We start from the raw sequence: 26,287 nt of genomic DNA on the forward strand, positions 1-26,287 counted from the left end.
CCGAACCGTGTCACACGCCGACGGGCTCGCCCGGGCCGGGGACGTTGCGGAACCGGAACGGCTCCGCTTCGCGGCCGGGTTGGACGAACCAGCACTCCCCCGTGCCGCCGCCGGACACGATCCGCAGTACGGCGTCCGCGACCGCCTGTGCCGGGATGACGGGCAGTCCCCGCTCGGAGAGCATGTCGCGCAGCGGGTCGATGATCCGTGACTCGGCGAACCCCGGGCAGACCGCGTTGAAGCGCACGTTCTCCGGCGCGAGAGCCGGCCCCAGGGAGCGGGCGAGACCCACGACCGCGTGCTTGTTGGCCGCGTACAGGGGGTCGAGCGGTACGGCCGCCAGGCCCGCCAGGGACGCCGTCGCCACGATCGATCCTCCGCCGCGGGCCCGCAGCGCCGGCAGCACGGCGTGGGTACCGAAGACCACACCGTCGAGGTTGGCGCCCATCGCCCGGCGGTAACGCGCCGGGGCGAAGTCCTCGCCCACGCCGCATCCGGTCGCCACGCCCGCGTTGAGCAACGCGATGTCGACACCGCCGTGCCGGTCCCGTGTGAACTCCACCAGCGCGCGGTTGGCGTCGAGGTCGGAGACGTCACAGGCACGGAAGTCGCCGTCCACCAGGTCGGCCACCTCCCGGCCGCCCTGCGCGTCGAGGTCGGCGACGACCACGCGCGCCCCCGCCTCCGCCAGCGACAGTGCCATGGCCCTGCCCAGTCCACTGGCAGCGCCGGTGACGATCGCCACCTTGCCCTCGAACGCGCCGGCCATCACGCCAGCTCCAGCACGAGCTTGCCGACGTTCTCACCGCGGAAGAGCATCTGGAACGTCTCGGGGAAGTCGTCGACGGTCCCTCGCACCACGTGTTCCTTGACCTTGATACGGCCGGCGCCGATCCAGGCGGAGATCTCCTGCGCGGCCTCCGCGTAACGCTTGGCGTAGTCGAAGACGACGAAGCCCTCCATACGGGCCCGACGCACCAGCAGCGAGAGGTAGTTGGAGGGCCCCTTGACCGGTGTGGCGTTGTTGTACTGGCTGATCGCACCGCAGATCACGACGCGCGCGTGCATCGCCAGCCGGGTCAGGGCGGTGTCGAGGATGTCGCCGCCGACGTTGTCGAAGTAGACGTCGATACCGTCCGGGGCGTGCTCGCGCAGCGCCTTCTTGACGTCGTCGGCCCGGTAGTCGATGGCCGCGTCGAATCCCAGTTCGTCGGTGAGCAGGGCGCACTTCTCCGGTCCGCCGGCGATGCCCACGACCCGGCAGCCCTTGGCCTTCGCGATCTGACCCGCGATGGTGCCGACCGCGCCCGCCGCTCCCGACACGACGACGGTCTCGCCGTCCTTCAGCGCGCCGACGTCCAGCAGACCGAAGTAGGCGGTCATGCCCGGCATGCCCAGGGCTCCCAGATACGTCGAGGGCGGGGCGAGCGAGGTGTCGATCTTCATGGCGCCCCGGCCGTCGGACACGACGTACTCCTGGACACCGAACGTGCCGACCACGTGATCACCGGGCTGGAAGCCGGGGTGTTCGGAGGCGGTGACCTCGATGACCGATCCGGCGCGCATCACCTCGCCGATGCCCACCGGCGGCAGGTAGGAGGGGCGGTCGTCGAGCCAGCCCCGCATGGCCGGGTCCAGGGAGATGACGCGCGTCCGGCCGACGAATCGGCCGGGGCCGGGCTCCTCGACCGGTTCGGAGCTGTGCTGCCAGTCCTCGGGCTTCACTTCGCCCACGGGTCGGGCTCCCAGACGGATCTGGCGGTTGGTCGCGGACATCGCGCCTCCTGTCGTTCGCGGCTCACGGCGACCATACCGACCAGTAGGTACGTCTGTGCACGTGATCTCCGCCACACGCCCTCATCATCCGGATGCGACTTCGAGCCCCAAACGTGATGGTCAGCGGGCTTACCACGCATTCCAACCAGTCGGTATCGTGCGCCGCCGCACCCGTTCTGCACAGCCACCTCCCACGGAACCGAGCCGCACCGGAAGGCCATGCGATGACACACCCCGACGACCACTGGTACCCACCGCCGGCACCGCCGGGATGGTCACAGCAACGACCTGAGCCCCACGCCCCGCGGTACCACTCGTACGGGTACGACACCTCCCCGTACGACTCGTTCGGGCACGACGCCGGGTACGAACCGTACGCGGCCGAGCCCGATCGGCACAGCGCCGATCTCACCGCCCTGCGCTCGGCCTACCGAATGCTCCGCCGGGTCTCCACGCTCACCGCGCTCGGCTCCTTCGTGGTGTACGTGGTGCTGTCCTGCTGCGCACCTGACCTGATGGGAGCGAAGGTCGCCGGTGAGGTGAGCCTGGGCATGGCGCTGGGGGTCCTCCAACTCGTCGTCACCTTCGCGGCGGTCGTCTGGTACGGCCGCAGCGCCGAGCGCTTCGTGGACCCGTTGGCGCAGGCCGTCAGGGAGCGAGCGGTCCGGCCGGGCAGGGATGCCGGGGTGGCGAGATGAACGACTTCGGTTCCGGGACACAGGCCGTCGTCCTGGTCCTGTTCAGCGCCCTGGTCACCGTCACACTGCTGATGTGCGTGATGGCGGGGCCCGACCGCGACGACCTGACGAACTTCTACACCGGCTACCTCTCGCTCACGCCGCTCAAGAACGGCCTGGCGATCGCGGGCGACTACATCTCCGCGGCGACGGTGCTCAGCACCACCGGCATCGTCGCGCTCACGGGATACGACGGTTACGTCCTGGCGGTCAGCACCGCCATGTCCCTGGTGCTGCTGATGTTCCTGCTGGCCGAACCGCTGCGCAACGCCGGCAGCTTCACCATGGGCGACGTCCTGGCCCGCAACATGCCCGGGCGGGCCGTCCGCATCGCCTCCTGCGTGGTGACCCTCACGGCGACCCTGCCCTTCCTGGTCGTCCAGCTGTCCGGAGCCGGGTCGCTGCTCACGTTCATCCTGGGCATCCCCCACGAGGCCGGCGCCAGGACGACGTGCATCGTCCTGGTCGGCAGCCTGATGATCATTTACGCCGCCATCGGGGGCATCCGGGGCACCGCGCTCATCCAGATGATCAAGATCGTGATCCTGCTGGGCACCAGCGTCACCGTGGCGGCCCTCGTGCTGAACCGCTTCGACTGGAGCCTCGGCGAGGTGCTCCGGGCAGCCCAGCGCGGCAGCGGAGCCGGCCCCGCCTTCCTCCAGCAGGGCCTGCAACTGGGCACCTCGGCCGGTGACCGGCTGGACTTCGCCGCTCTCCAGATCACCGTGATCCTCGGTGCGGCCTGCCTGCCGCACATCACGATGCGCCTGTACTCCGCGCGGGACGTACCCGCCGTTCGCCGCTCCATGTCGTGGGCGGTGGGTACGGTCACCACGTTCTGCCTGCTCGTGATCGTCATGGGTACGGGCGCGGCGGCCCTGGTGGGATCGCGGTACATCACCGCGGCCGATCCGCACGGCCGGACATCGGTGCTGATGCTGTCCCGGGCGCTCGGCGGCGGGACCGGCTCGATGAGCACGACGATTCTCTACGCGGCCATGGCGGGCACGGTCTTCATCACCCTGCTGTCCTCGGTCGCGGGGATGACCCTGGCCGCGGCCTCCTCACTCGCCCATGACCTGTTCGCGCACGCGGCACGGCGCGGACAGGCGGCGCCGCGTACCGAGATGACCGTCGCGGCGTGGACGAGCGTGGCGGTGGGGGTCGTCGCCATCATGCTCTCCACCCTGGTCCAGAACTGGGACGTCGGTGTGCTGACCACGCTGGCGATCTGCGTCGGCGCGTCGGCCGTGGCCCCCGCACTGACCTACTCCCTGTTCTGGCGGGGGTTCACGCGCACCGGCCTGCTCGCCGCCCTCTACGGCGGCGCTGCCTGCGCGGTGGTGCTGATGGCCTTCTCCAAGGCCGTTTCGGGCACGCCGTCCGCGGTCTTCCCGCACGCGGACTTCGGCTGGTTCCCCATGCAGTCCAGCGGCCTGGTCTCCATCCCGTTCGGGTACCTGGCGGGCTGGCTGGGCAGCCGTCTCGACCACCGGCGCAGCGCCGCCGAGAGCCACGAGAACCGTCGGCTGTACGAGGAGAGCGAGGCCCAACTGCTGGCCGCGGCCGAATGATCGCATGGGCGGCAGGCCTCGGGACCTGCCGTCCCCGTACAATTTGAGGCCGAACGACCGTGCGGCGGTCAGCCGCCGTACGGTCGTTCGGCGAAGAACCGGAAGGACCACGAGGACCAGAAGGCCCCGAGAGACTCGAAGGAGCCGCCCGTGCCCGGCCAGCGATCCATCACCGAAGCCGAGAAGCTCGCCTCGGCCAAGCTCGGCGGCATCCCGATCCGCCGGGACCAGATGGCGGCCGTGGCGAACATCTACCGGGCCGCCTCGGCGGTGCGCCAGCACCTGGAGAACTCCGTGCTGCGCGGCTCGGACCTCACCTGGACGGCGTTCGTCGTGCTCTGGGTCGTCTGGGTGTGGGGCGAGTCGGAGACCCGGCACGTGGCCGAGGAGGCCGGGATCTCCAAGGGCACGCTCACCGGGGTGGCCCGCACCCTGGAGTCACGCGGACTGATCGGCCGCGCCGGGCATCCTGACGACGGCCGGCTCGTGCTGCTCAGCCTCACGGACAAGGGCGAGGAACTGATGCAGCGGGTGTTCCCGGCGTTCAACGAGGAGGAGGCCTTCGTGACCTCCCGGCTCAGCGACGCCGAGTGCCGCGGTCTCGCGGAGGGGCTGCGGCAGGTCGTGCTCCAGGTGGAGGAGCGCGGCGAGGAGCGCCGCCGCGAACTGCTCGACGGCTCCGAGCCCGCGCCGCGCCGCAGCGGACGGCGCCCCAAGGCCTGATCAGCTCGCGGCCGCCCGCACCAGCGCGTCGAACAGGCGCTGCTGGACCGGGTCCTCGTGCGCGGTGTCCTCGGGATGCCACTGCACGGCGGTGAACCAGCCCCGGGCGTCGGCCGGTTCGAGTCCCTCGATCGTGCCGTCGGCGGCGGTCGCGGTGACGGTGAGCCCGGCGCCGAGGCGGTCCACGCGCTGGTGGTGGTAGCAGGAGGCGTCGGCCTTCTCCTCCCCCATGGCCTGTTCGAGGCGGGAGCCGGTTCGGACGGACACCGCGTGGCGGAGGTGGCGATGGGCGCGCTCCGGGCCGCCCATGTCCTGCTCCAGGCTGCCGCCCAACGCCACGTTGACGACTTGCAGTCCACGGCAGATCCCCAGCAGCGGCAGTCCCGCCTCCAGCGCGTGGCGGGCCACTTGGAGGTCGAAGGTGTCCTGGAGTTCGTCGACGTCGTAGACGCTGTCATGGGTGTCGCCGGCGCCGTAGCGGTACGGGGCGAGGTCGCCGCCGCCGGGCAGCAGCACGCCGTCGAAGCGGGCGAGCCGGCCGGCCACATCGGTGTCGGCGGGGTGGATGCTCGCGGGTTCGCCGCCGGCCCGCCAGACGGCCTCGATCAGTGCCCGGGCATTGACCTCGGCGGCGAAGCGCAGGGCCGAGGTGGCGGCGGAGAAACGGGCGGGTACGGCGATGAGCGGACGGGTCACAGCCGGATCCAGGTCGTCTTGAGATCGGTGTACTTGTCGATCGCGTGCGCCGACTTGTCCCGCCCGTTCCCGGACTGCTTCATGCCGCCGAAGGGCACGGTCAGGTCGCCCTCCTCGTAGCAGTTGACCCAGACCGTGCCGGCTTTCAGGGCGCGGGAGACGTTGTGCGCGGTCGACAGGTCGGAGGTCCACAGGCCGGCCGCGAGGCCGTACTCGGTGGCGTTGGCGAGCCGGACCGCCTCGTCCAGGTCGTCGAAGGCGAGGACGGACAGCACCGGGCCGAAGATCTCCTCCCGGGCCAGGCGCATACCGGGGTCGACACGGTCGAAGACCGTCGGCCGCAGATAGCTGCCCCCGGTCTCCTCCAGGGTGCGTTCGCCTCCCGTGCGCAGCCGGGCACCCTGCTCACGGCCGGTGGCGATGTGGTCCTGTACGCGCTCCAGGTGGGCCTGCCCGACCAGCGCGCCCATCTCGGTCGCCGGGTCGAGGGGGTCGCCGAGCCGGAGTTCCTCGGCGCGGCGCACGATCGCCTCCGTCACGCGCTCGGCGATCGAGGAGTGGACCAGGAGCCGCGAGGGGGCGGTGCACATCTCGCCCTGGTTGAAGAAGATGCCCCAGGCGGCGGTGGCCGCGGCCCGGTCCAGGTCGGGGGCGTCGGGCAGGATGATGTTGGGCGACTTGCCGCCCAGCTCCAGCCAGACCCGTTTGAGGTTGGAGTCGGCGGAGTAGCGCAGGAAGTGGCCGCCTACGGCGGTGGAGCCGGTGAAGGCCAGCACGTCGACGTCCGGGTGGAGGCCGATGGCCCGCCCGGCCGTGGGGCCGTCGCCGGTGACCACGTTCAGGACGCCGGGCGGGAGTCCGGCCTCGGTACCGATGCGGCCGAGGAGCAGAGCGGACAGCGGGGAGCACTCGGAGGGCTTGAGGACGACCGTGCAGCCGACTGCGAGCGCCGGGGCCACCTTCCAACTCGCCAGTGTGAGAGGGAAGTTCCAGGGGACCACGGCGCCGACCACGCCCACCGGCTCCCGGGTGACCAGGGCGAGGGCGTCGGGCTCGGTGTGCGGGGACTCGTCGGTGAGCTTGTCGGCCAGCTGGCCGTACCAGCGGAAGGTGTTGATCGCGGCGCGCAGTTCGATGGCGTACGCCTCGGTGATCGGCTTGCCCATTTCCAGCGTGATGGTGAGGGCGAGCTTCTCCCTTTGCTCTTCGAGGAGTTCGGCCATCCGCAACAGGACCCGGCCGCGCTCCGCGGGGGCCAGCCGGGGCCACGGGCCGGAGTCGAAGGCCCGGCGGGCGGCGGCCACGGCGTGGTCGACCTCGGCCTGCCCGGCGTCGGCGACCTGGGTGAGCTGCTGCCCGTCACGGGGTGAGACGACGGCGAAGGCCGCCCCTCCCCCAGGCTCGTCGGTCCCGTCGATGTGGTGCTGTGCGGGCAGGTCGAGTGCCTTGGCCCGGCTGAGCAGTTCGTCGTGGGTGGCGTCCAGCATGTGTTCCTGTCCAGGAGTCGGGGGCCCGGCCGCGTGGGGGCCGGGCCCGGCGAAGGTGTGTCAGCGGCCGTGAACGACCCGTGCGGTTCCCGCCCCGAGCAGCAGCACCGCGGGGACGGCCAGGACGAGCCAGGTGGCCGTGGTGGCGTCGCCGCCGATGAGGGTCGTGAAGTTGGCGAGGACGACCCAGATCACGGCGGCGATGCCCAGGGCGCCGAGCGCCGGGGCGATCAGCGTGTTCCAGGGCCGGGTGTCGAGGCGCTCGCGGCGGAAGAAGACGATCACGGAGACCGAGGTGAGGAAGTACAGCAGCATGCAGGCCAGGACACCGACACCGCTGAACCAGGAGAACAGGGTGAGGACCGGGTCCTTGCCCGCGAGCGCGAAGGGCAGCACCAGGAGCACCGCGATCGCCGTCTGCACCACGCCCGCGGCCCACGGGGAGTGCCGCCGGTTGAGGGTGCGCAGCCGGGCCGGCAACAGTCCCTCGCGGCTGAGGGAGAACAGGTAGCGGTTGGCGGAGTTGTGGAAGGCGAGGATGCCGGCGAACAGGGAGGTGCCCAGCAGGATCGGCAGCACCTCGTTGACCCAGCCACCGAACTGGTCGGCGATCGGTGCGAAGACGAACACCGTGGAGTCGCCGCCCGCCAGCGCCTTGCCCGCGGCCGCGGTGACCTTCGAGGGGCCGTACGAGGAGACCAGCATCCAGGAGACGAAGGCGAAGAAGCCGGTGACGACCGCGACCGACAGGTAGGTGGCCCGGGGGACGGTCCTGTGGGGCTCGCGGGCCTCCTCGCCGTAGATGGCGGTGGCCTCGAAGCCGAACATCGAGGCGACGGCGAACATGAGCGCCACACCGGGCGCGCCCTGGAGCACGGCGCCCGGCGAGAAGGTGCCGCCGAAGTCGAGGCCTTCGGGGCCGCCGCCCTTGAAGAAGGTGACCAGGGCGAACGCGAGGAGGATGCTGAACTCGGCCAGCACGAACACGGCGAGCACCTTGGCGCCGAGCTCGATCCCGGCGGCACCCAGCACCTGGACGACTGCCATGGTCACCAGGGCCCACACCCACCAGGCGAGGTGCACGCCGGAGTAGTGCTCGACCAGCCCGCTGACGGTGAATCCGTACAGGCCGTACATGGCGGCCTGGACCGTGCAGTAGGCGAACAGCGCGACCGCGGCGCTCCCGCTGCCCGTAGTCCGGCCGAGGCCCTTGCCTATGTAGGTGTAGAAGGCGCCGGCGTTCACGACGTGCCGGCCCATGGTCACGAAGCCCACCGAGAACAGCAGGATGACCGCTCCGGCGACGGCGTAGGCGGCCGGGGCCCCGGGGCCGTTGCCGACGGCGACGGCGATCGGGACGGCGCCCGCGATACCGGTGAGCGGTGCCTGGGCGGACAGGACGAAGAAGAGGATGCCCAGGACACCCAGGGCGTTGCGTTTGAGGGTTGCCGCGGGGCGGGTGCCCTCTCCGGCCTGCGGAGAGGCGTCGACCGTCTGACTGTCCACTCGGATCACCTGCTGAGGGGAAGGGAGGAGTTTTCGTTTTGAGCCAAACGAGTTGCCTCATGGTGGGCCGGAACTATCCATCTGACAAGGGGGTGGGGAGGGGAATTTACGACAGGGAAACCGCCGCTCCCGGGGCATGGCGAACCCCCCGGCGCGGCCGCGACGGGGGGTTCCGGGTCGGGTACGCTCAGTCGCGGTTCTCCTGCGTCCGCTCACCCAGGGTGCGCAGCAGCGAGCGCAGCTCGGCGAGGGCGGCCTCGGTGTCCGCGCGGTCGCCGATTCCGGTCAGCTGGTGCAGCACCAGGCCGTCCAGCGCGGCGAACACCAGGCGGTTGAACGCCGGGCTCGCGTCGCCGGGCAGTATGCGGGCCAGCTCGCGCTGCGAGGCGCCGAAGTACTCGTCGTACAGTTCACGCACCTGCGGCAGCAGCTCCGGGCGGCGGCGGGCCTCCAGCAGCAGCTCGTACTGGTACGCCTGGCCGTCCGCGTCGTCCTCCACCATGTCCGTCAGCCCGCCGACGAAGTCCTCGGGCCGGCCGGTGCCGGGCTCCAGCAGGCTGCTGCTCAGGCTGACGCGTACGGCGTAGGCGAGGGACTCCTCGATCAGCGCGTCCCGCGAGCCGAAGTGGTGGACGACCAGACCATGGGTGACCCCGGCCTCCTCGGCGACGGCACGGTAGGTGAGGTGGCGCAGTCCTCGCCGGCCGACGACCCGGACCGCGGCCTTGAGCAGCGCCTCGCGTCCCTCCCCGTACCCCAGCCGCTTGCGCGACCGGGGATCGGGCTGGGGCGGGCTCTCGGCGGATTCGGTCATGGTCGCGACCCTACCCGCCGTGCGTCGGCGCAGGTCCTGGCGCTTAGCGACGCGGCGGGCGGATGCCACGGAACTCCCAGTCGCCGCCGAGCGCGGTGGACAGCACCTCCTCGGATTCGGTGGGCTGGGCGCCGACGTCGGTACGGATCGGGGTGGGCCCGGTGACGATGTGGTTGGTCAGCCGTCCGAGGCCCTCGACCTCGACCTCGACGACGTCGCCGGGCCGGACGGGCCGGGAGTTGGCGGGCGTACCGGAGAGCAGCACGTCACCCGGGCAGAGGGTGATGGTGCGGGCGATGTCGGCGACGAGATAGTGCATGTCCCACTTCATCTCGTCGGTCGAGCCGTCCTGGACGACCTCGCCGTTGACGTACGTCCGCAGCCGCTTGCCGTGGAAGTCCCAGTCGGTGACCAGGCCCGGGCCGAGCGGACACAAGGTGTCCGAACCCTTCACCCGCAGCATGGAACCGGCGTCGGTGTCCCGGAAGTCGTGCAGCCCGTAGTCGTTGGCGACGGTGTAACCGGCGATGTACTGCCCCGCCTCGGCCGGGGAGATGTTCCGCGCGGTCTTCCCGATGACGATGGCGACCTCGCCCTCGTAGTTGAGCCACTTGCAGCCCTCGGGACGGACGACGGCGCCCTTGTGGGAGTTGAGGGCGGAGGTCGGCTTGTGGAAGTAGGTCGGCGTGTCCGGAAGCCCGATCCGGAACTCGTCGACGCGGCTGCGGTGGTTGAGGTGGACGGCGATCACCTTGGACGGCACGACCGGCGGCAGGTGCTGGGCGTCCTCGGTCTTCACTCGGCGGCCGTCCCCGGCGACGAGCTCGTCCCCGTCGACGGTGACCTGGACGGCGGCGCCGTCGAGAAGGACGCGGCGGTACTCGGGCATGGCGGGGCTCCTCAGATACGGCTGTGCGGGGTGCGCGGGGACTTCGGGAGACCGGTGCCGGTCCAGCCGTCGGCGGGCCGGTCGAACCAGAGGTGGACCTGGCCGGTGCCGACGGAGTTCTCGTACTCGCCGTACTGCCGTGCGCGGGCGACACAGGCCCGCTCGCCGAGGGCGCCGGCCATCATCAGGTAGTGGAAGAACTTCGCCTCGGGCTTGAACTTCCAGAAGGCGTCCATGGTGTCGAGGACCTTGTCGTGACGGCCCTCCTTGAACCAGGCGATGCGCTCCTGGTCGGCCTCGCGCGCCTCGGGGGTGAAGATGTGCACCGGGTCGCTGGCCTCGTGGTCACGCAGCTCGCGCAGCGGCCAGAAGGTGTGCGAGAGGGCGCCCGAGGCGATGAGCAGCACCCGGCGTCCCTCAGTGGCGGCGATACCGTCGGCGAGAGCCCGCCCGAGCCGCAGATGGTCCTCCATGTCGCCGGTCTGGCAGACGCCGATGGTCACCCACCGCTTGTCGGTCAGTCCCTCGCCGAGGAACTTCCAGAGGTTGATGGTGGCGTAGTAGATCGGCAGGTACTCGTCGTCGATCGCGGTGATCCAGGTGCCGTGCTTGTCCGCGAACGAGGCGATGTTGTGGGCGAGTTCGGGGTCACCGGGGAAGTCGTACGGCATCCGGCACATGCCGCGCGGGAGTTCCTCGGAGGTGAACAGGCCGGCGCGGCGCGCTTGCGCGGTGACGACGAACTCGACGGTGGTCGCCCAGTGGGAGTCGAGGACGACGACGGTGTCGTATTCGTTGGCGGCATCCCGCTCGAAGACGTCCCGGCGCAGTTCCCGCAGTCCGGTGACGAGGGTGATCTCCTTGCCCTCGTTGAGCTCCAGCCGGTCGGCCTCCGGCAGCACGATGGTGGGGACGTGGGCGAGGAGCCCCGCCCCGACGATCTCACCCATGGTCCTTGAAGCCCTTCGGTGCGGTGACGGTGTTCTTCAGGTCGCAGTAGAAGTCGAAGCTCCAGGTACCGCCCTCACGCCCGACGCCCGAGAGGCGCGAGCCGCCGAAGGGCGCCTGGAGGTCGCGGACGAAGAAGCAGTTGACCCAGACGGTGCCCGCGACGAGCCGCGAGGTGACCCGCTCGGCGCGTTCGGGGTCGCCGGTGGCGAGGGTGGCGGCGAGCCCGAACCGGGTGTCGTTGGCGAGCCGGACGGCCTCCTCCTCGTCGGTGAAGGTCTGGAGGGTCAGGACCGGGCCGAAGACCTCCTCCTGGACGATCTCGCTGTCCTGCTCGACGTCGGTCAGCAGGGTCGGTGCGTAGAACTGGCCGTCCTGGCGGTGTCCGCCGATCACGGCACGGGCGCCGGCCGCGACGGCCCGCCGCACGTATCCGTCGATCTTCTCCAGCTGACGGGGGTGGATGTTGGGCCCGATGTCGGTCCCCTCGTCGCGAGGGTCGCCCTGCACGAGCGAGTTCGCCCGCTCCACGAAACGGCGGGTGAACTCCTCGGCGACCGGCTCCTCGACGAGCAGACGGGTTCCGGCGAGGCAGACCTGCCCGGCGTTGTCGTACTGCTCCACCGCCAGGTCCACGGCCAGGTCCAGGTCGGCGTCGGCGAACACCAACAGGGGTGACTTCCCGCCGAGTTCGAGACTCAGGGGCGTGAGGTTGGCCGCGGCGGAGGCGGCGATCCGCCGGGCGGTGGGCACGGACCCCGTGAAGCTGATCCGGCGCACGTCCGGGTGGGAGGTGAGGGCGTCGCCGATCTCGGCGCCGTAGCCCTGTACGACGTTCAGGACGCCGGCGGGCAGCGCCGCCTCGGCGGCGATGTCGGCGAGCAGGGAAGCGGTGAGCGGAGACCACTCGGCGGGCTTGAGGACGACGGTGTTCCCGGCGGCGAGGGCCGGGGCCACCTTCCAGGTGGCCAGCATGAGGGGCGCGTTCCAGGGGGTGATCAGCACACAGGGACCGGCGGGGTCCCAGCTGACGTGGTTGGTGTGTCCACGCGTCTCGAAGTCGTCGTGGTCCAGGGTCAGCAGCCAGTCGGCGAAGAAGCGGAAGTTGTGGGCGACACGGGGCATGACGCCGCGGCGGTGGGAACGCAGTAGTGCGCCGTTGTCGGTGGTCTCGACGATCGCGAGCTCTTCGAGCCGCTTCTCGACACCGTCGGCGATGGCGTGGAGGAGGCGGGCGCGTTCTGCGCGGGGGGTTGCGGCCCAGGCCGGGAAGGCGGCGCGGGCGGCGGCGACGGCGGCTCGGGCCTCGGCGGGGCCGCCGCGGGCGATTTCGCCGAGGGCGCTGCCGTCGATGGGCGAGTGGTCGGTGAAGGTCTCGGCGGAGGCGACGCGTCGGCCGCCGATCCAGTGCCGGGTGTCGATGGATACGCCGGAGATCGTGATCTTGTCAGACATGAAGAGAGCTCCTACTGATCGAGGGAAACATGACCCGCCGGCCTCACCCGGCAGACGCTCCGGACGTCCTCGCCTCCAACAGGCGCCCCCCGTCCCAGACCACCCCGACCTGCCGGTAGTACGCGGCGATCGGCTCACGAACCTCCAGCCGGGCCAGCTCCTCCGTGGGCGCCTCGAACAACTCCAACGCGGCCTCCCCCACCCATGGCTGACCGCCCTCGAAGGCCGCCGCCCCGGACTCGATCAGCTCATCCAGGGCCAGCCCCTTCCCCTTCTCGATCGAAGGCAGCCACCGGTGATGAGCCATCGGATGCCCGTTGACGAACCCGTTCGTCTCGGACGGCTCCCGCAGCGTCACCACTGCCTGGGCCAACCGCCGGTCCGCCGCGGCCAGCGTCGCTCCGAACCGCGCCCCGGCCGCGATCCGAGGTGCGGGCCCATAGGGATGCGGCCGCGTCTGGTGGATCGACCCGAGCTTCTTCGGATAGCCCTGGTGCAGCCCGCGGGCGATCGCGAAGTCCTTGTCGACCCAGATGTAGACGCACCGCGAGTACGTCTGCCCCCGGTACTGGCAGCGCACGACCGCGAACGCCTCCTTGTACTGGGCGCGCACCGGATCCAGCAGCTCCTCCCCCGATGCCGAGCAGGACTGCCAGTCGGCCCAGATCAGAGCGACAGCACCGGGATCCTCGTCGGCCGGCTCCAGGGGCTCGGGCAGGAGTTCACGCACCCGCGAGGGATCCGTGCGGTACTCGACGGTGAGCAGGTCACCGGAGTACCGCCACGGGGGTGAGGGAATCAGCGACGAGGCACCGCTCGCCGTCTTCGGATGGAAGTAACCACGGGGACCGGCCACTTGGGGCTCCTTAAACAGTCAGTGCGGGCTGCTTCAGCAACTCGGTGCGGTAGCGGGCGGCGGATGCGGCGACGGCCTGGCCGCCGAGCGCCACGACGCCGACGAGCCGGCCGTCGCGGTGGTAGCCGACGAGAACGTCTTGGTCGGGGTCGCCGTCGAGGACCCGGACGTCGCCCTTGCCGAGCGCGGGTGCGCCGAAGGACTGGAGCCGGAAGTCGTGCTGGTCGCTCCAGAAAGTCGGCAGCGGCGCGAAGGCCGCCAACTCGTTCTGTTCTCCGTAGAGATGACCCACGAGCGCCCTCGCCGCGTGCTTGGCGGTCTCGGTCGGGATCGACCAGTGCTCGACCCGGCGCGGAACGTCGTCGTAACGGGCGTTGGGGAAGCGGGCCACGTCGCCGACCGCCACGACCTCCGGACGCCCGCCGACCCGCAGCAGCTCGTCCGTCAGTACACCGTCGGCGAGGTCCAGCCCGTTGCCGTCGAGCCACTCGGTGTTGGCGACCGACCCGACCGACTCGACGACCACATCGGCGGGCAGCACGGAACCGTCACTCAGGACCACACCGGTGACCCTCCCCTCACCGGTGAACCCGGTTACACCGGTACCCAGCGCGAAGCGCACCCCGCGCTCCTCGTGCCGCCGGAGCAGCGCCCCGCCCAGCAGTTCCCCGAGCGGCCCGGCCATCGGCAGGGGCAGCGGATCGACGACCGTCACCTCGGCGGCACCGAGACCCACCGCGGTCGCGGCGACCTCGCAGCCGATGAATCCCGCGCCTACCACGACGATCCGGGCGCGGGGCCGCATCAGCGCATCGCGCAGGCCCCGGGCGTCGTCGAGAGTACGGACCGTGTGCCGACCGGCGGGCGGCCCCGGGCAGGTCAGGCGCCGGGGACGCATGCCGGTGGCGACGACCAGTCCGTCGTACGACAGCACGGTGCCCTCGTCGAGCCGGACCGTCCGCTCGTCCAGCCGGGCGGCGACGACCCTTCTGCCCAGCCGCCACTCGACGTCCGACACGCTCGCGCGCGGCCGGAAGGCGAGGGACGCGAAGGGGGCTTTGCCGGCCAGCACTTCCTTGGACAGGGGCGGCCGGTTGTACGGCATGTGCGGTTCGTCGCCCACGAGGGTGATGGCGCCGCTCCAGCCCGCCGCGCGCAGCTGCTCGGCGGCGCGCAGGCCGGCCATGGAGGCGCCGGCGACGACGATGCGCGCGTTCACCGGTCAGGCCTCGATCCGGATGGCCTGGAGCGGGCAGACGTCGGCCGCTTCCTCGACCTCGTCACGCAGCGCGTCGTCCGGACCGGAGACGTACAGCAGGTGGCCGGCGTCGTCCAGCGAGAAGACGTCGGGGGCCGCGAAGACGCACTGGCCGTGGTCCTGGCACTTGTTCATGTCGACGACGACCTTCATGGCCGGTCCTCCTGAGGGAGCGGAAGCGAAGGGGGCGGGGGAAGTGGGCCCGGCCGGTCACACGGCCGGGCCCTGCCAACGGGGTGCGGCGAACCGCACCCCGAACTCGTTTGGCTTCAAACAAGGTAGGCAGGTGTCACCCTCTGGTCAATAGCTATCCACATGGATAAGTTCTTGCCCTGACCCCCTTGCGGCAGGGTGCACCCCTCCCTACCGTTTGGTTTCAAACAAAAGGCCGGACGGCTGCCCGCACCATCGCGCCCCGGCCCTCACCTTCCACGCCGCCCGAGGAGACAACGGTGAGCGATCAAGACCTGTCCGAAGTCCGCCGGCACATGGACCGGCTCGCCTCCCACTGCATCGACGTCGTCCGGGTGACGTATCCCGACCTCATCGGCACGGACCGGGCCCGTGACGTGCTCCTGGAGGAGCTGCCCCGGGCCGTCGAGCACGGGCTGGCCTTCTGCCGGGCCGTGTACCACACCAGTCCGCAGGGCGATGTGGTCCCGGTCAGCGGCGGTCTGGACGCCGGCCTGCCGGACGTCTGCGTACGGCCGGATCTCGACACCCTGGTCGCACTGCCCTGGGAGCCGGGGGTGGCCGCCTGTCTCGCCGACGTCGTCGACCCCGCCACCGGGGCACCTGCCCCCGAGTCGCCACGCGACCTGCTTCGCTCGGTCCTGGAGCGGTGCCGGGAGCACGGGCTGAGTCCGGTGGTCGGACCCGAGCTGGAGTACTTCCTGTGCGATCCGGACCCGGCCGGCGGCTGGCGCCGCTATGCCCGCACCCCCGGCGTCGTCTACACCGCGGGCCTGCGCGCCGACCCCGACAACCACCTGCTGCGCACCCTGCGGCAGGTCCGCGGCCTGGGCATCGGGGTGCTCAGCGGGAACCACGAGTTCGACGGCGGTCAGTTCGAGATCAACCTGCTGCACTCCGACGCCCTCTCGGCCGCCGACCGGGCGTTCCGCTTCAAGTCCGCGATCAAGGAGCTGGCCCGGCGCGAGGGCAGGCTCGCCACCTTCATGGCTAAGCCCTTCAACGACGCGGGCGGCTCCGGCTTCCACCTGCATCTCTCCTGCACGGGCCCCGAGGGCCGCAACGCCTTCGACGACCCCTCCGGCGCCTACGGTCTGTCGGCCACCGCCCGGCACGCGGTCGCCGGTGTCCTCGCCCACGCGCCCGCCCTGACCGCGCTGCTCAACCCGACCGTCAACTCGTACAAGCGCTTCGGCCCGGACACCCTCGCCCCCTGGCTGATCGACTGGGGGCTGGACAACCGCAGCGCGATGGTCCGCGTCCCGCCCGAGCGGGGCTCCGGCGCCCGGCTCGAACTGCGCCTCGGCGACGCGAGCGCCAACCCCTACCTGGCCGTCGCCGCGACCGCCGCCGCAGCCCTCCTGGGCGTCCTGGCGGGCGAGGAGCCCGCCGCCCCGCTGGAGGGCTACGGCTACGACGCCTCAAGGGCCGCCGTGCTGCCCGGGGACCTGTCCTCCGCACTCGACGCGCTGGAGGCCGACACCGCCCTGGCCGGGCTGCTCGGCAAGGACTTCACGACTTCCTACCTCTCCTACAAGCGCAACGAGGTCGAACGCTTTGGACGGCACGTCACCGACTGGGAGTTCACCGAGTACGCCTACCACCTGTGACACCTGGGAGCACGACGATGACGACCGAGACCCGCACCACCGATCTGCCCGAGCCGCTGCCGCTCGCGGAGGTAGATCTCGCCGACCTGGACAACTTCACCGACGGGATCACTCCCTGGCGCATGTTCCACACGCTGCGCCATGAGGACCCGGTCCACTGGCAGCCCGAGGACGCCCCCAACTCCGGCTTCTGGGCCGTGACCCGGCACGCCGACATCGCGCGCGTCGACCGGGACGCCGAGACCTTCACCTCCACCAGGTTCGTCAACCTGGAGGAGGTCGACGAGGACCAGATCAGGAAGCGCGCCTCCATCCTGGAACTGGACGGCGTGCGCCACCGCGCCCTGCGCAGCGTCATCCAGCGCCAGTTCGGCGCCGGCGTCATCGGCAGCTACACCGACTTCCTCCGCGGGCTGACCGCCCGGACCCTGGACGCGGCCCTGGCCAAGGGAACCTTCGACTTCGTCAAGGAGGTCTCCGCCGACTTCCCCATCAACGTCCTGGCCCGCCTCCTCGACGTCCCCCCGGAGGACAACCAGCGGCTCATCGACTGGGGCAACCGCATCATCGGCAACACCGACCCCGACTACGCGGACGTCCTGCTGCACAGCGAGGAGAGCGAGAAGTACCGCGACCTGCCCTTCCGCTCCCCCGCCTCGCTGGAGGTCTTCGAGTACGGGCGCGAACTGGCCCGGCAGCGGCGCGGCGGCACCGGCGGCGACCTGGTGTCCAAGCTGGTCAACACCACGCCGCGGGACGGCGTCCCGCTCTCCCCTCGGGACTTCGACAACTACTTCCTGCTCCTGGTGGTGGCCGGCAACGAGACCACCCGCCACACCATCACCCACTCCATGCTGGCCCTCCTCCAGCACCCCGAGCAGCTGGCCCGCCTCAAGGACGAACCGTCCCTGATCCCGGTGGCCGTCGAGGAGTTCCTGCGCTGGGCCTCCCCCGTCTACCACTTCCGGCGCACCGCGACCCGGGACGTGGAACTCGGCGGCAAACGCGTCAAGGAGGGCGACAAGGTCGTCATGTGGTACGCCTCCGGCAACCGCGACGAGGAGGTCTTCGGCAACCCGTACGACTTCGACGTGGCCCGGCGGAACAACGACCACGTGACCTTCGGCAAGGGCAGCCCGCACCTGTGCCTGGGCAACCTGCTCGCCCGCACCGAGATCCGGATCATGTTCGAGGAACTGATCCCCCGTCTCGCCGACATCCGCCTGGCCGGTGAGGTGCCCCGGGTGCGCTCCAACTTCGTCAACGGCATCAAGAAGCTGCCGGTGGAAGTCACACTCGCCTGACCGGAGCGCAGCGCGGAGCGGGGCACACGTAGGTGATCACCGGGTCCGGGCGAGCTCCTCGACCCGGGCGTGCAGTTGCTTGACGTGGTGCTCGGACTCCGGCTTCATCAGCACGCTGCGCAGGACGCGGGCGCCCTGGCCGTCGGCGGTGATCCCGGCGTGGCGTGCGGTGAAGGCTTCCCGGTCGGCCTTGAGGGTGCTCAGGAACACCGGGTCGGGGCCGGTCATGCCGTCGGCCAGGACGCGGGCGGAGGCGGCGTCGATAGCGGACAGAGTGGCGGGTCGGACGGCCGGGAAGTAGGTGACGATGTCCAGCTCGGGGTGCTGGTAGAGCCTCAGGACGTCCGATGCGGTGATCAGTTCCGCCCAGTTCAGCGCGGCGCGCCGACCGGCCGCCAGCACCTGGCCGAGCCCCTGGGGGGTGGGAGGCAGGAGCCGGAAGGTGAGCCACAGGGCAGCGGCGGAGGCTCCTGCCCGTGAGCATTCGAGGCTGATCTCTCCGAGGTGGAGCTCGGTGGACGTGAAGTAGGTGTAGGGCGAGTCGTGGAGGTAGAAGCGGCCCACCCCGGGGTCGCGGAAGAGAACGGCGCCGCAGCCGTAGGGCTGGAGCCCGTGTTTGTGCGGGTCGACGACGATCGAGTCGCACCGCGCGATGGCCCGCCAGGGCTCGGGCAGGAGCCCCTCCGGGCCGTCGGCGCCGGCCAGCAGGGTGAAGAAGCCGCCGTACGCGCCGTCGACGTGGATGCGGACGCCGTAGCGCTCCTTCAGCGTCAGGGCCTCGTGGACCGGGTCGACCGCTCCGAGCCCGGTGGTGCCGGTGGTGAGGACGACGGTGCCCACTTCGCCGGTGCGCAGCAGGTCATCCAGGGCGTCGAGGTCCATCCGACCCCGGTCGTCGGTGCGGACCGGGTGCCCCTTCATGCCCAGGACGTGGCACATGCGGCCGTGCGTGTAGTGGGCGTCGGAGCTGTAGGCGATGCCCTGTCCGGGGTGGAGTTCGCGAGCGACGAAGAGTGCTTCGAGGTTGGCGATCGTGCCGCTGGTGGTGAGATGGCCGAGATGGGTGTCGTAGCCGAACATCGCCGCCAGCTGTGCGACGGCCTCGCGTTCCATCCGGGCGGTGGCGGGGCCGCCGTCCAGGGCGTGGTTGTTCGGGTTGATCAGCATGGCGGTGAGGTAGCCGACCACGGCGGCGGGGTGTGGGGGCTTGAGCATCTGTCCGGCGTAACGCGGGTGGAAGAAGGGGTAGTTGTCGCTCAGCCTCCCGGTGAACTCCTCGAACGCCTCGGCGAACCTGTCGTCGTCGACCAGGACGGAGGCGTGTGCCGGGTAGGGGCCGAAGGCGTCGGCCCATTCCTGTATGGCGTCGGTGGCTCGGCCCATCCAGTACCGCAGGTCCACTGGTCTCTCCTCTTCCCTGGCGTCTCCGGTGGGGTGGCGCGCACCCACCATAGAATTTCGCTGAGCAGTCAGCAATTGACTGCTCAGCAATTGAGACATCAGTAGGTGATGAAACAGTAAACTTGCGGAAAGGGCCCTCTCCCGGGCCGAGCACGCACTGGAGGGCTCAGCCAGGTGAACGACACGATCCGGACGGACGACGAAGCCGCCGCCCGCGCCGCCAACAGCGCGCTCGTCCACGACTTCGGGCTGCTGATCAAGTCCGCCACCCGTCTTGAGCAGCGGATCGACACGGCGTTGCGGCAGGAGTGCGGTATCAGCCACACGATGATGGAGGTGCTGATCAGACTCTGCCGACAGCCCGGCGAAGAGGTCTCGCAGCGACAACTGGCCGACGACCTCACGCTCACGAGCAGCGGCACCACCCGTCTGATCGACCGCATGGAGGAAGCCGGCCTGGTCCGCCGCCTGCCGTCCCCCGAGGACCGCAGGGTGGCCCTGGTCGAACCGACCCGGCAGGGCCGTGCGGCCTTCCTCCGGGCCGCGGATGTCCATGCCCGCGTCGTCCAGCGGTACTTCGTCGACCCACTGGACCCCGGGGACTACGCCCGGCTGACCCATGCGCTGGGTGAGATCGACGACGCGCTGCGCAAGGATTGAGACAACCCTGGACGGACTGCGTATCCCGCAGAAGGAAACGGGTGACACACGAGCGTGGGTCGAGGAGGGGTACCGATGGACCGCGACGACCCCGCACCGCAGCCCTCCCTCACTTCGGAGCGTGAGGCCGCGCAGAAGATCCAGGACTCCTTCCAGGCGATCCTGGACGCCCTCGACGCCGCGCGCGCCGAGCTGCACGTGATGGACGACGGGAGCCAGGGAACGGCGGATCCGTCGCAGTCCTTCGATCACCACGGCGAAGTGGCCTCGGACAGCAGCCGCGCAGATCCTGCCGGTGCCCCGTCGTCTCCGCCGACGCACCCGCCTCCACCCCCGTACCCGCCGCGGACACAGCGGATGGGGAGCCTTCCCGCACACCTGGTTCCCTCCCGTGCGCAAGGCGTTCCGCCGTCCATCGCGGATGCACCGCGCGCCGGCCAGATGCGCCGGACTCAGCAGGACGCCGGGGTGCAGCCGCTGTGGTCGCGCGGTATGCGACAGACGGCGGGAGAGCAGCCCGCCACAAGCGATGCAGACCCCATGCGGCCCAGGCCGTCCGCAGCCCGCCCAGCCTCTGGGCCTGCGCGGGTGAGCATGCGTCCTGGAGCCGGCTCACCCCCGGACGCCTCCCCGCCGACCGGCCCGCAGCACTGTGCTCCCCACACAGCGCCTCCCATCGCCCCGCCCCATGAGCCGCCGCGCCCGGCTCCCTACCGGCCGCCCCCGCCCGGGGAAGGCCGAGGACATCGGCGATCCACCGAACGACGGCACACCCGGGTCGCCGGCATTTTCGGCCTGGGGGCCGTGAGCGGCCTGATCCTTGCCTCTGCGCTGCTCACGGACAGGCATTCCGCGCCGACGGCGCCGCCCGCGTCCCTCGGGCAACCGGACCGGCCCCTGCCCGACGACACCAGGCTCCCCGAGATCCCGGGCACCGGGGTGCTGCGTGAGGGCGACAGCGGCCACGGGGTCTACGAGTTACAGGTACGCCTGCTCCAGATCCCGCAGATCTACGACGGCGGTGCGATCGACGGTCGCTTCGGCGCGGAGGTCCGGCGGGCCGTGGCCCGGTTCCAGGAACGGTTCGGCATCCACGGGGACGAGAGCGGCGTGTACGGGGACAACACCCGCTACGCCCTCATGCTGCGTACTAAGTAGTCGCGGCCGGCCCGCCAGGACCCGCACCGGTCGGCGACTCGGGCAGGTAGCTCGCCAGGCCGCGCAGGATGATCTCCAGACCGATCTCGAACCTGTCCTCGGAGGAACCCGTCACCATCAGCCCGGACAGGGCTCGCAGGTGGGGAAAGTCCTCCTCGGGCAGGGACGCGAAGTAGGTCTGCATCTTGTCGACCATCTCACGCCAGTCGGGCCGGGCCAGTGAGGAACCGTCACCCTCGTGCCCGGTGGCACGGTCCTGCCACATGCCCTCCTCCAGGACGAACCCGTCGATGTAGGTGGAGATGAGGTCGCCCGCCTCCGCCGCGATGCGGTCGGGCAGCCCGGCGGTACGGAAGACGGCGAGCAACGCCTCGACGTGCGGCAGCAGTTCGGCGGTGAAGGGGACGTGGGCCATCGAGATCCTGGCCATGTCCCGGTGGGACAGCAGGCGGTGCCGCGCGGAGCGGGCGTAGTCCCGCACCTGCTCCCGCCACCGCTCCGGGGCGGGCTCGGGCATCTCGAAGCCGGTGAAGAGCCGGGTGTACATGAGCTCCAGGAGATCGTCCTTGGAGCTGACGTGGGCGTAGAGGGCGGAGACCGCGACCCCCAGTTCGGCCGCCACCTGGCGCATCGACAGCCCGTCGAGGCCCTGGCGGTCCAGCACGGTGAAGGCGGCCTCGACGACCCGCTCGCGCGACAGCGGTGTACGCGCCGGGGCGACACGCGCCCGAGCGGGGCGCTCACGCTCCCAGGGGGACGGCGGAGGGGATGCGGGGGTGTCGGCTGCCGCGTCGGTCATGAACACAGTCTAGGCGCCGGGAGAACAGTGTTCTCCTCCCGTGAGACAGAACAGGACACGCGATATGTCTTGTCAGGGTCCACAGCATCGCGCTATATCTCAATGAACACCGTTCTCCGGGTGAGCACTGTTCTGCTACGGTGAACAATGTTCTCTCCGTGTCCATCCCCTACGCCCGCGGCACCACCGCGACGCGTTCTTCAGCGAGGAGTCCCGATGTCCACCACCGGTGTCGCGCCCACCGAGACGCCCACCGATTCGCCAGCGCCCTACCGGTGGCGCTGGGCAGCGCTCTTCGTGATCCTCGCGGCCGAGGTGATGGATCTCCTCGACGCGGTCGTCACGAACATCGCCGGCCCCTCCATGCGGGCCGACCTCGGCGGCGGTGCCTCCACTCTCCAGTGGCTCGCCGCCGCGTACACCCTCTCGATGGCCGTCGGGCTCGTCACCGGAGGACGACTCGGGGACATTCACGGGCGCCGCCGGATGTTCCTGGTCGGAGCCGCCGGCTTCACTGCGGGGTCGCTGCTCTGCGCGATCTCCGTGTCACCCGAGATGCTGATCGTCGCACGCGTCGTACAGGGCCTGTTCGGCGCGGTGATGCTGCCGCAGGGCCTCGGCATGATCAAGGAGATGTTCCCGCCGAAGGAGTCGCAGAAGGCCTTCGGCATGTTCGGCCCGGTCATGGGACTGTCCGCGGTGTGCGGGCCGATCCTGGCGGGCTGGCTCGTGGACGCCGACTACTTCGGCACCGGCTGGCGAATGATCTTCCTGATCAACCTGCCGCTGGGTGCCGCCGCCTTCGTCGGTGCCCTGCGCTACCTGCCGAGGGGCCTGTCCGGCAGCAAGCCCCGCCTGGACATCCCCGGCATGGTCCTGGTCTCGCTGGCCGCGCTGCTCATCATCTTCCCGCTGGTCCAGGGCCGCGAGTACGACTGGCCCGTGTGGGCGTTCGTGATGATGGCCGCCTCGGTGATCGTCTTCGTCGCCTTCGGCAAGTACGAGTCGCGTCGCAGCAAGGCCGGCCTGGATCCGCTGGTCGTCCCGAGCCTCTTCCGCAAGCGTGGGTTCAGTGGCGGCATGATTCTGGGGCTGGTCTTCTTCTCGACCATGCAGGGCTTCATGCTGGTCTTCAACCTCTACACCCAGATCGGCCTCGGCTATTCGCCGCTCAAGGCCGGCCTGGTGATGGTGCCCTGGTCGGGCGGCATGATCGTCGGCTTCGGGGTCGCCCAGGGTGTCGCCCGGTTCGGGCGGGCCGTACTACAGGCGGGCGCGCTGGTCATGGCGGTCGGCGTGTTCGGCGTGTGGCTGACCCTCGACATCGTGGGGGGCGGCGTCGGCCCCTGGCAGCTCCTGCCGTCCCTGCTCGTCACCGGCATCGGTATGGGGCTCCTCATGGCGCCGTTCTTCGACATCGTGCTCGCCAGTGTCGAACAGCACGAGACGGGCTCGGCGTCCGGCACGATGACCGCGATGCAGCAGCTGGGCGGCGCCTTCGGCGTGGCCCTCCTCGGCACCGTGTTCTTCGGTCTGCTGGGCGGCGGCGTCGCCACCGCCGTCGACCACCACTCGGCCGGCCTGCGAGGGCAACTGGCCGCCGCCCACGTGGCGCCCACCGTTCAGCAACGCGTCGTGACAGACCTGCGTGACTGCGCCTCTGACCGCGCCGTCGCCAAGGATCCTGCCGCGACCCCGGCGTCCTGCGCGCGCCTGGAGAAGGACTCGCGGTCCGCCGTGACCTCACCTCAGGCCGGTGCCCGGATACCCGCCGCACTGGAGACCACCGCGTCCACAGCCTTCCGGAGCGGGTTCGGCTCCGTCATGAAGACGGTGCTGTGGATCGTCGACGGCATGCTCGCCCTGACCTTCCTGCTCTCCTTCCTCCTGCCGCGCCACGCGCGTCCCGAGGAGTCCGCCGGGCACTGAGGGCGCGGGCTCGGCACGGGCTGGGGCGGTCAGGTGAATGTGCCGGTCAGTGGTTGTTCGGTCCACACGGTCTTGCCCTCGCGGGTGTAGCGGGTGCCCCAGCGTTCGGCCATCTGGGCCACCAGGAACAGGCCACGCCCGCCCTCGTCGGTGGTGCGGGCGCGGCGCAGGTGTGGCGAGGTATGGCTGGTGTCGCTGACCTCGCACACCAGACACCGTTCCCGGATCAGCCGCAGGGTCGCAGGGCCGCCAGCATACCGGTAGACGTTGGTGACCAGTTCGCTGGCGATCAACTCGGTGGTGAACGCCAAGTGCTCCAGACCCCATTCGGTCAGCTTGGCGGAGGTCAGTGCCCGAGCCCTGGCCGCGCTTGCGGGCTCCGCCGGCAGATGCCAGGAGGCGACATCGTCCGGCGGGAGCATGCGGGTGCGGGCGATCAGCAGGGCGACGTCGTCGCTGGGGCGCGATGACACCAGCGAGTCGACCACCGATTGGCATGTCTGTTCCAGCGCGTCCGCGGGGCGGGTGAGCGCTGCGCACAGTCTGGCCAGGCTGATGTCGGCATCGATGTGGCGTTCGCCGATGACTCCGTTGGTGTACAGGCACAGCAGGCTTCCCTCGGCCAGTTCGATCTCCCGCGCCTCGAACGGCAGTCCGCCCAGGCCGAGCGGTGGGCCGGCGGGCAGATCGAGCGGAGCCACCTGTCCGTCCGGAGCGGTCACCACCGGCGGCGGGTGACCGGCGCGGGCAACGGAGCACCGCCCGGAGACCGGGTCGTACACGGTGTAAAGGCAGGTGGCACCGACCACCTGCTCGCCCACGGGTCGTTCGCCGGCTGCTTCGTGCTCGGCCGACAGCAGGTTGACGAGGTCGTCCAGGCGGGAGAGTACTTCGTCCGGTTCCAGGTCGAGGCTGGCGAGCGTATGCACGGCGGTGCGCAGCCGGCCCATGGTGGCGGCGGCATGGATCCCGCGTCCCACCACGTCGCCGACCACGAGGGCGACCCTCGCCCCGGACAGCGGGATGACGTCGAACCAGTCGCCGCCCAGGCCCGGGGCCCCGCTGGCCGGCAGGTACCGCAGGGCCACCTCGACGGCGGACTGGTCCGGAACCGCCCGGGGCAGAAGGCTGCTCTGCAAGGTGAAGGCGGTCTGCTGTTGCTGGGTGAAGCGCCGGGCGTTGTCGATGGCTACAGCGGCGCGCGAGGCGAGTTCCTGGGCGAGCGTGAGATCGTCCGCCTCGAAGGGGTCAGGGCGGCTCGAGCGCCACAGGGTCAGTACGCCCAGGACCAGGCCACGCGCGGCAAGCGGTACCACGATCAGCGAGTGGACACCCAGGTCCGGAGCGTCCGCCCCCTGGCGGTCCCCGGCCGAGAACGAGTCGGGCGGGAGAACCGGTTCAAGGACGGGCCGTCCTTCGGCCAGGCATCTGGCCTGGGGCGTGTCGAAGGCGAACTCCACCGGCTCGCCATGGGGGTGGGGCGGGCTGGGTTGCTGGGCACCGACGCCGCTGGCACCCACTCTCACCACAGGCCCTGCGACGGCCCGCGCCAGTTCCTCACCGCGTGTCACCGGCTGAAGCAGGTCCACTGACGCATGGTCGGCCAGGTGCGGCACCATCACCTCGGCGAGTTCCCGGGCGGTCTCCGCCACGTCGAGGGTGGTTCCGATACGGCTGCCGGCCTGGTCGAGGAGCGCGAGCCGGCGCTGGGCGCGATGGCGTTCGGTGATGTCCTCGATCATCTCGGCCACACCCAGGATCCGGCCGGAGGCGTCCTTCATCGGGAAGGACGAAACCATCGCGACACGCTCTCGTGTCGGATCCCGCTCCAGGCGAACGAATTGCTCGGAATAGATCAACGGTTTGCCGGTCTCCAACACCTGGCGTACGCGGTCGACGGCCTTGCGTGCGTCGTCGGGGAGGAGGAGATAGCCGGTCGGCAGACCGCGAAAGTCTGCTGTCGGGATGCCGCTGAAGCGTTCGATGGCCCGGTTGACCCGGAGAACCCTCAGGTCGGGGGTGTGGACGACCAGGCCGATCGGGCACCGGCGGTACAGCCCGTCGAGTAGCGCGCGGTCCCTTTGCCACTCCAGGACGTCAACCGCGAGTGCCCCGGCGAGAAGCCACTCACAGACCTGGTCATCGCGAGCGAGCGCCTGGGCCCTGAGCCCCAGCTCCACGAGCCGACCATCGCGGTGCCGTACCTTGAGCATCCCGAACCAGCCGTCGGTTCTCCTACAACTCGCCGCGGCCTCCCTGGCAGCCGGCAGATCGCGAGGATCGACGAGGACCTGGAAGGCCGGACGGCCCAGCACGGCTGAGACCGGATAGCCGAGCATCTCCTGGGCCCGCCGGTTCCAGGCGATCACGACTCCCCGGTCGTCGAGCACCGCCAAGGCGGCGCGGTGCGGGGCGAACGGATCGTCGTGGTTTGTGCTGGGCTCGTTCATCCGTTTCTGCACCGCTCGACACCACCTTGTACGGTCACCGATGTTGTGCCGCGGGCCCTTTATGC

The 26,287-nt window shown here is 70.6% G+C and carries 23 protein-coding genes; 8 read left to right on the forward strand and 15 right to left on the reverse strand.

Features of this window, described 5'->3' with window-relative positions; genetic code table 11:
- Nucleotides 1-10 precede the first annotated feature (10 nt).
- Entirely contained in the window at nt 11-769 is a 759-nt protein-coding gene (locus ACFY01_RS17270; protein WP_390736531.1) for an SDR family NAD(P)-dependent oxidoreductase, read from the reverse strand.
- On the reverse strand, nt 769-1,776 hold the full coding sequence (locus ACFY01_RS17275) for an NADP-dependent oxidoreductase (protein ID WP_390736532.1): 1,008 nt from the start codon (nt 1,774-1,776) through the stop codon (nt 769-771). The genes ACFY01_RS17270 and ACFY01_RS17275 overlap by 1 nt, the downstream gene beginning before the upstream one ends.
- A 224-nt stretch (nt 1,777-2,000) precedes the next feature.
- On the opposite strand from ACFY01_RS17275, the gene ACFY01_RS17280 reads away from it, so the two are divergent.
- The 3 genes from ACFY01_RS17280 (at nt 2,001) to ACFY01_RS17290 (ending at nt 4,810) form a co-directional block, all read left to right on the forward strand.
- Nucleotides 2,001-2,474 (forward strand): DUF485 domain-containing protein, encoded by a 474-nt coding sequence (locus tag ACFY01_RS17280; RefSeq protein WP_390736533.1) that lies wholly within the window; start codon nt 2,001-2,003, stop codon nt 2,472-2,474.
- Nucleotides 2,471-4,087, forward strand: a complete 1,617-nt coding sequence (locus tag ACFY01_RS17285) for a cation acetate symporter (protein ID WP_390736534.1) — start codon at nt 2,471-2,473, stop codon at nt 4,085-4,087. Before ACFY01_RS17280 ends, ACFY01_RS17285 begins: the two co-directional genes overlap by 4 nt.
- Before the next feature lie 150 nt (nt 4,088-4,237).
- The gene (locus ACFY01_RS17290) at nt 4,238-4,810 is read left to right on the forward strand and encodes a MarR family winged helix-turn-helix transcriptional regulator (protein ID WP_390736535.1); all 573 of its coding nucleotides are present in this window, start codon (nt 4,238-4,240) and stop codon (nt 4,808-4,810) included.
- On the opposite strand, the gene ACFY01_RS17295 is transcribed toward ACFY01_RS17290, so the two are convergent.
- The 10 genes from ACFY01_RS17295 to ACFY01_RS17340 form a co-directional block, all read right to left on the reverse strand.
- Nucleotides 4,811-5,506 carry a gamma-glutamyl-gamma-aminobutyrate hydrolase family protein gene (locus ACFY01_RS17295; RefSeq protein WP_390736536.1) on the reverse strand — a complete coding sequence of 232 codons (696 nt, stop codon included), beginning with the start codon at nt 5,504-5,506 and terminating at the stop codon, nt 4,811-4,813.
- Complete coding sequence (locus tag ACFY01_RS17300) at nt 5,503-6,993, reverse strand: aldehyde dehydrogenase (protein ID WP_390736537.1); 1,491 nt, start codon at nt 6,991-6,993, stop codon at nt 5,503-5,505. Before ACFY01_RS17300 ends, ACFY01_RS17295 begins: the two co-directional genes overlap by 4 nt.
- A gap of 60 nt (nt 6,994-7,053) precedes the next feature.
- On the reverse strand, nt 7,054-8,499 hold the full coding sequence (locus ACFY01_RS17305; RefSeq protein ID WP_390736538.1) for an APC family permease: 1,446 nt from the start codon (nt 8,497-8,499) through the stop codon (nt 7,054-7,056).
- 187 nt (nt 8,500-8,686) lie between these two features.
- Nucleotides 8,687-9,313, reverse strand: coding sequence for a TetR/AcrR family transcriptional regulator (locus ACFY01_RS17310; RefSeq protein WP_390736539.1), 627 nt, complete (start codon nt 9,311-9,313; stop codon nt 8,687-8,689).
- Nucleotides 9,314-9,356: 43 nt separating this feature from the next.
- Nucleotides 9,357-10,202, reverse strand: coding sequence for a fumarylacetoacetate hydrolase family protein (locus tag ACFY01_RS17315; RefSeq protein WP_390736540.1), 846 nt, complete (start codon nt 10,200-10,202; stop codon nt 9,357-9,359).
- 11 nt (nt 10,203-10,213) lie between these two features.
- Nucleotides 10,214-11,152 (reverse strand): 3,4-dihydroxyphenylacetate 2,3-dioxygenase, encoded by a 939-nt coding sequence (locus ACFY01_RS17320; protein WP_390736541.1) that lies wholly within the window; start codon nt 11,150-11,152, stop codon nt 10,214-10,216.
- The gene (locus ACFY01_RS17325; RefSeq protein WP_390736542.1) at nt 11,145-12,605 is read right to left on the reverse strand and encodes an aldehyde dehydrogenase; all 1,461 of its coding nucleotides are present in this window, start codon (nt 12,603-12,605) and stop codon (nt 11,145-11,147) included. Before ACFY01_RS17325 ends, ACFY01_RS17320 begins: the two co-directional genes overlap by 8 nt.
- 43 nt (nt 12,606-12,648) lie before the next feature.
- Nucleotides 12,649-13,461: an acetoacetate decarboxylase family protein gene (locus ACFY01_RS17330; RefSeq protein ID WP_390736543.1), complete on the reverse strand. Its 813-nt coding sequence runs from the start codon at nt 13,459-13,461 to the stop codon at nt 12,649-12,651.
- 10 nt (nt 13,462-13,471) lie between these two features.
- Nucleotides 13,472-14,680, reverse strand: a complete 1,209-nt coding sequence (locus tag ACFY01_RS17335; RefSeq protein ID WP_390736544.1) for an NAD(P)/FAD-dependent oxidoreductase — start codon at nt 14,678-14,680, stop codon at nt 13,472-13,474.
- 3 nt (nt 14,681-14,683) lie between these two features.
- Nucleotides 14,684-14,872 carry a ferredoxin gene (locus tag ACFY01_RS17340; protein ID WP_390736545.1) on the reverse strand — a complete coding sequence of 63 codons (189 nt, stop codon included), beginning with the start codon at nt 14,870-14,872 and terminating at the stop codon, nt 14,684-14,686.
- A 335-nt stretch (nt 14,873-15,207) separates the two neighbouring features.
- On the opposite strand from ACFY01_RS17340, the gene ACFY01_RS17345 reads away from it, so the two are divergent.
- Entirely contained in the window at nt 15,208-16,521 is a 1,314-nt protein-coding gene (locus tag ACFY01_RS17345; protein ID WP_390736700.1) for a glutamine synthetase family protein, read from the forward strand.
- Nucleotides 16,522-16,538: 17 nt separating this feature from the next.
- Complete coding sequence (locus ACFY01_RS17350) at nt 16,539-17,825, forward strand: cytochrome P450 (RefSeq protein ID WP_390736546.1); 1,287 nt, start codon at nt 16,539-16,541, stop codon at nt 17,823-17,825.
- Between the two features lie 36 nt (nt 17,826-17,861).
- Here ACFY01_RS17350 and ACFY01_RS17355 read toward each other — a convergent pair whose 3' ends face one another.
- Entirely contained in the window at nt 17,862-19,226 is a 1,365-nt protein-coding gene (locus ACFY01_RS17355) for a pyridoxal phosphate-dependent decarboxylase family protein (RefSeq protein ID WP_390736547.1), read from the reverse strand.
- Between the two features lie 174 nt (nt 19,227-19,400).
- On the opposite strand from ACFY01_RS17355, the gene ACFY01_RS17360 reads away from it, so the two are divergent.
- Nucleotides 19,401-19,886: a MarR family winged helix-turn-helix transcriptional regulator gene (locus ACFY01_RS17360; RefSeq protein ID WP_390736548.1), complete on the forward strand. Its 486-nt coding sequence runs from the start codon at nt 19,401-19,403 to the stop codon at nt 19,884-19,886.
- Nucleotides 19,887-20,690: 804 nt separating this feature from the next.
- Nucleotides 20,691-21,044, forward strand: coding sequence for a peptidoglycan-binding protein (locus ACFY01_RS17365; RefSeq protein WP_390736549.1), 354 nt, complete (start codon nt 20,691-20,693; stop codon nt 21,042-21,044).
- Here ACFY01_RS17365 and ACFY01_RS17370 read toward each other — a convergent pair.
- Nucleotides 21,037-21,843 carry a TetR/AcrR family transcriptional regulator gene (locus ACFY01_RS17370; protein ID WP_390736550.1) on the reverse strand — a complete coding sequence of 269 codons (807 nt, stop codon included), beginning with the start codon at nt 21,841-21,843 and terminating at the stop codon, nt 21,037-21,039. The genes ACFY01_RS17365 and ACFY01_RS17370 overlap by 8 nt on opposite strands.
- Before the next feature lie 216 nt (nt 21,844-22,059).
- On the opposite strand from ACFY01_RS17370, the gene ACFY01_RS17375 reads away from it, so the two are divergent.
- On the forward strand, nt 22,060-23,772 hold the full coding sequence (locus ACFY01_RS17375; RefSeq protein WP_390736551.1) for an MFS transporter: 1,713 nt from the start codon (nt 22,060-22,062) through the stop codon (nt 23,770-23,772).
- A 29-nt stretch (nt 23,773-23,801) separates the two neighbouring features.
- On the opposite strand, the gene ACFY01_RS17380 is transcribed toward ACFY01_RS17375, so the two are convergent.
- Complete coding sequence (locus ACFY01_RS17380; protein WP_390736552.1) at nt 23,802-26,222, reverse strand: SpoIIE family protein phosphatase; 2,421 nt, start codon at nt 26,220-26,222, stop codon at nt 23,802-23,804.
- Nucleotides 26,223-26,287: the final 65 nt, after the last annotated feature.

Source organism: Streptomyces sp. NPDC001480, from assembly GCF_042894725.1.
GTDB lineage: Bacteria > Actinomycetota > Actinomycetes > Streptomycetales > Streptomycetaceae > Streptomyces.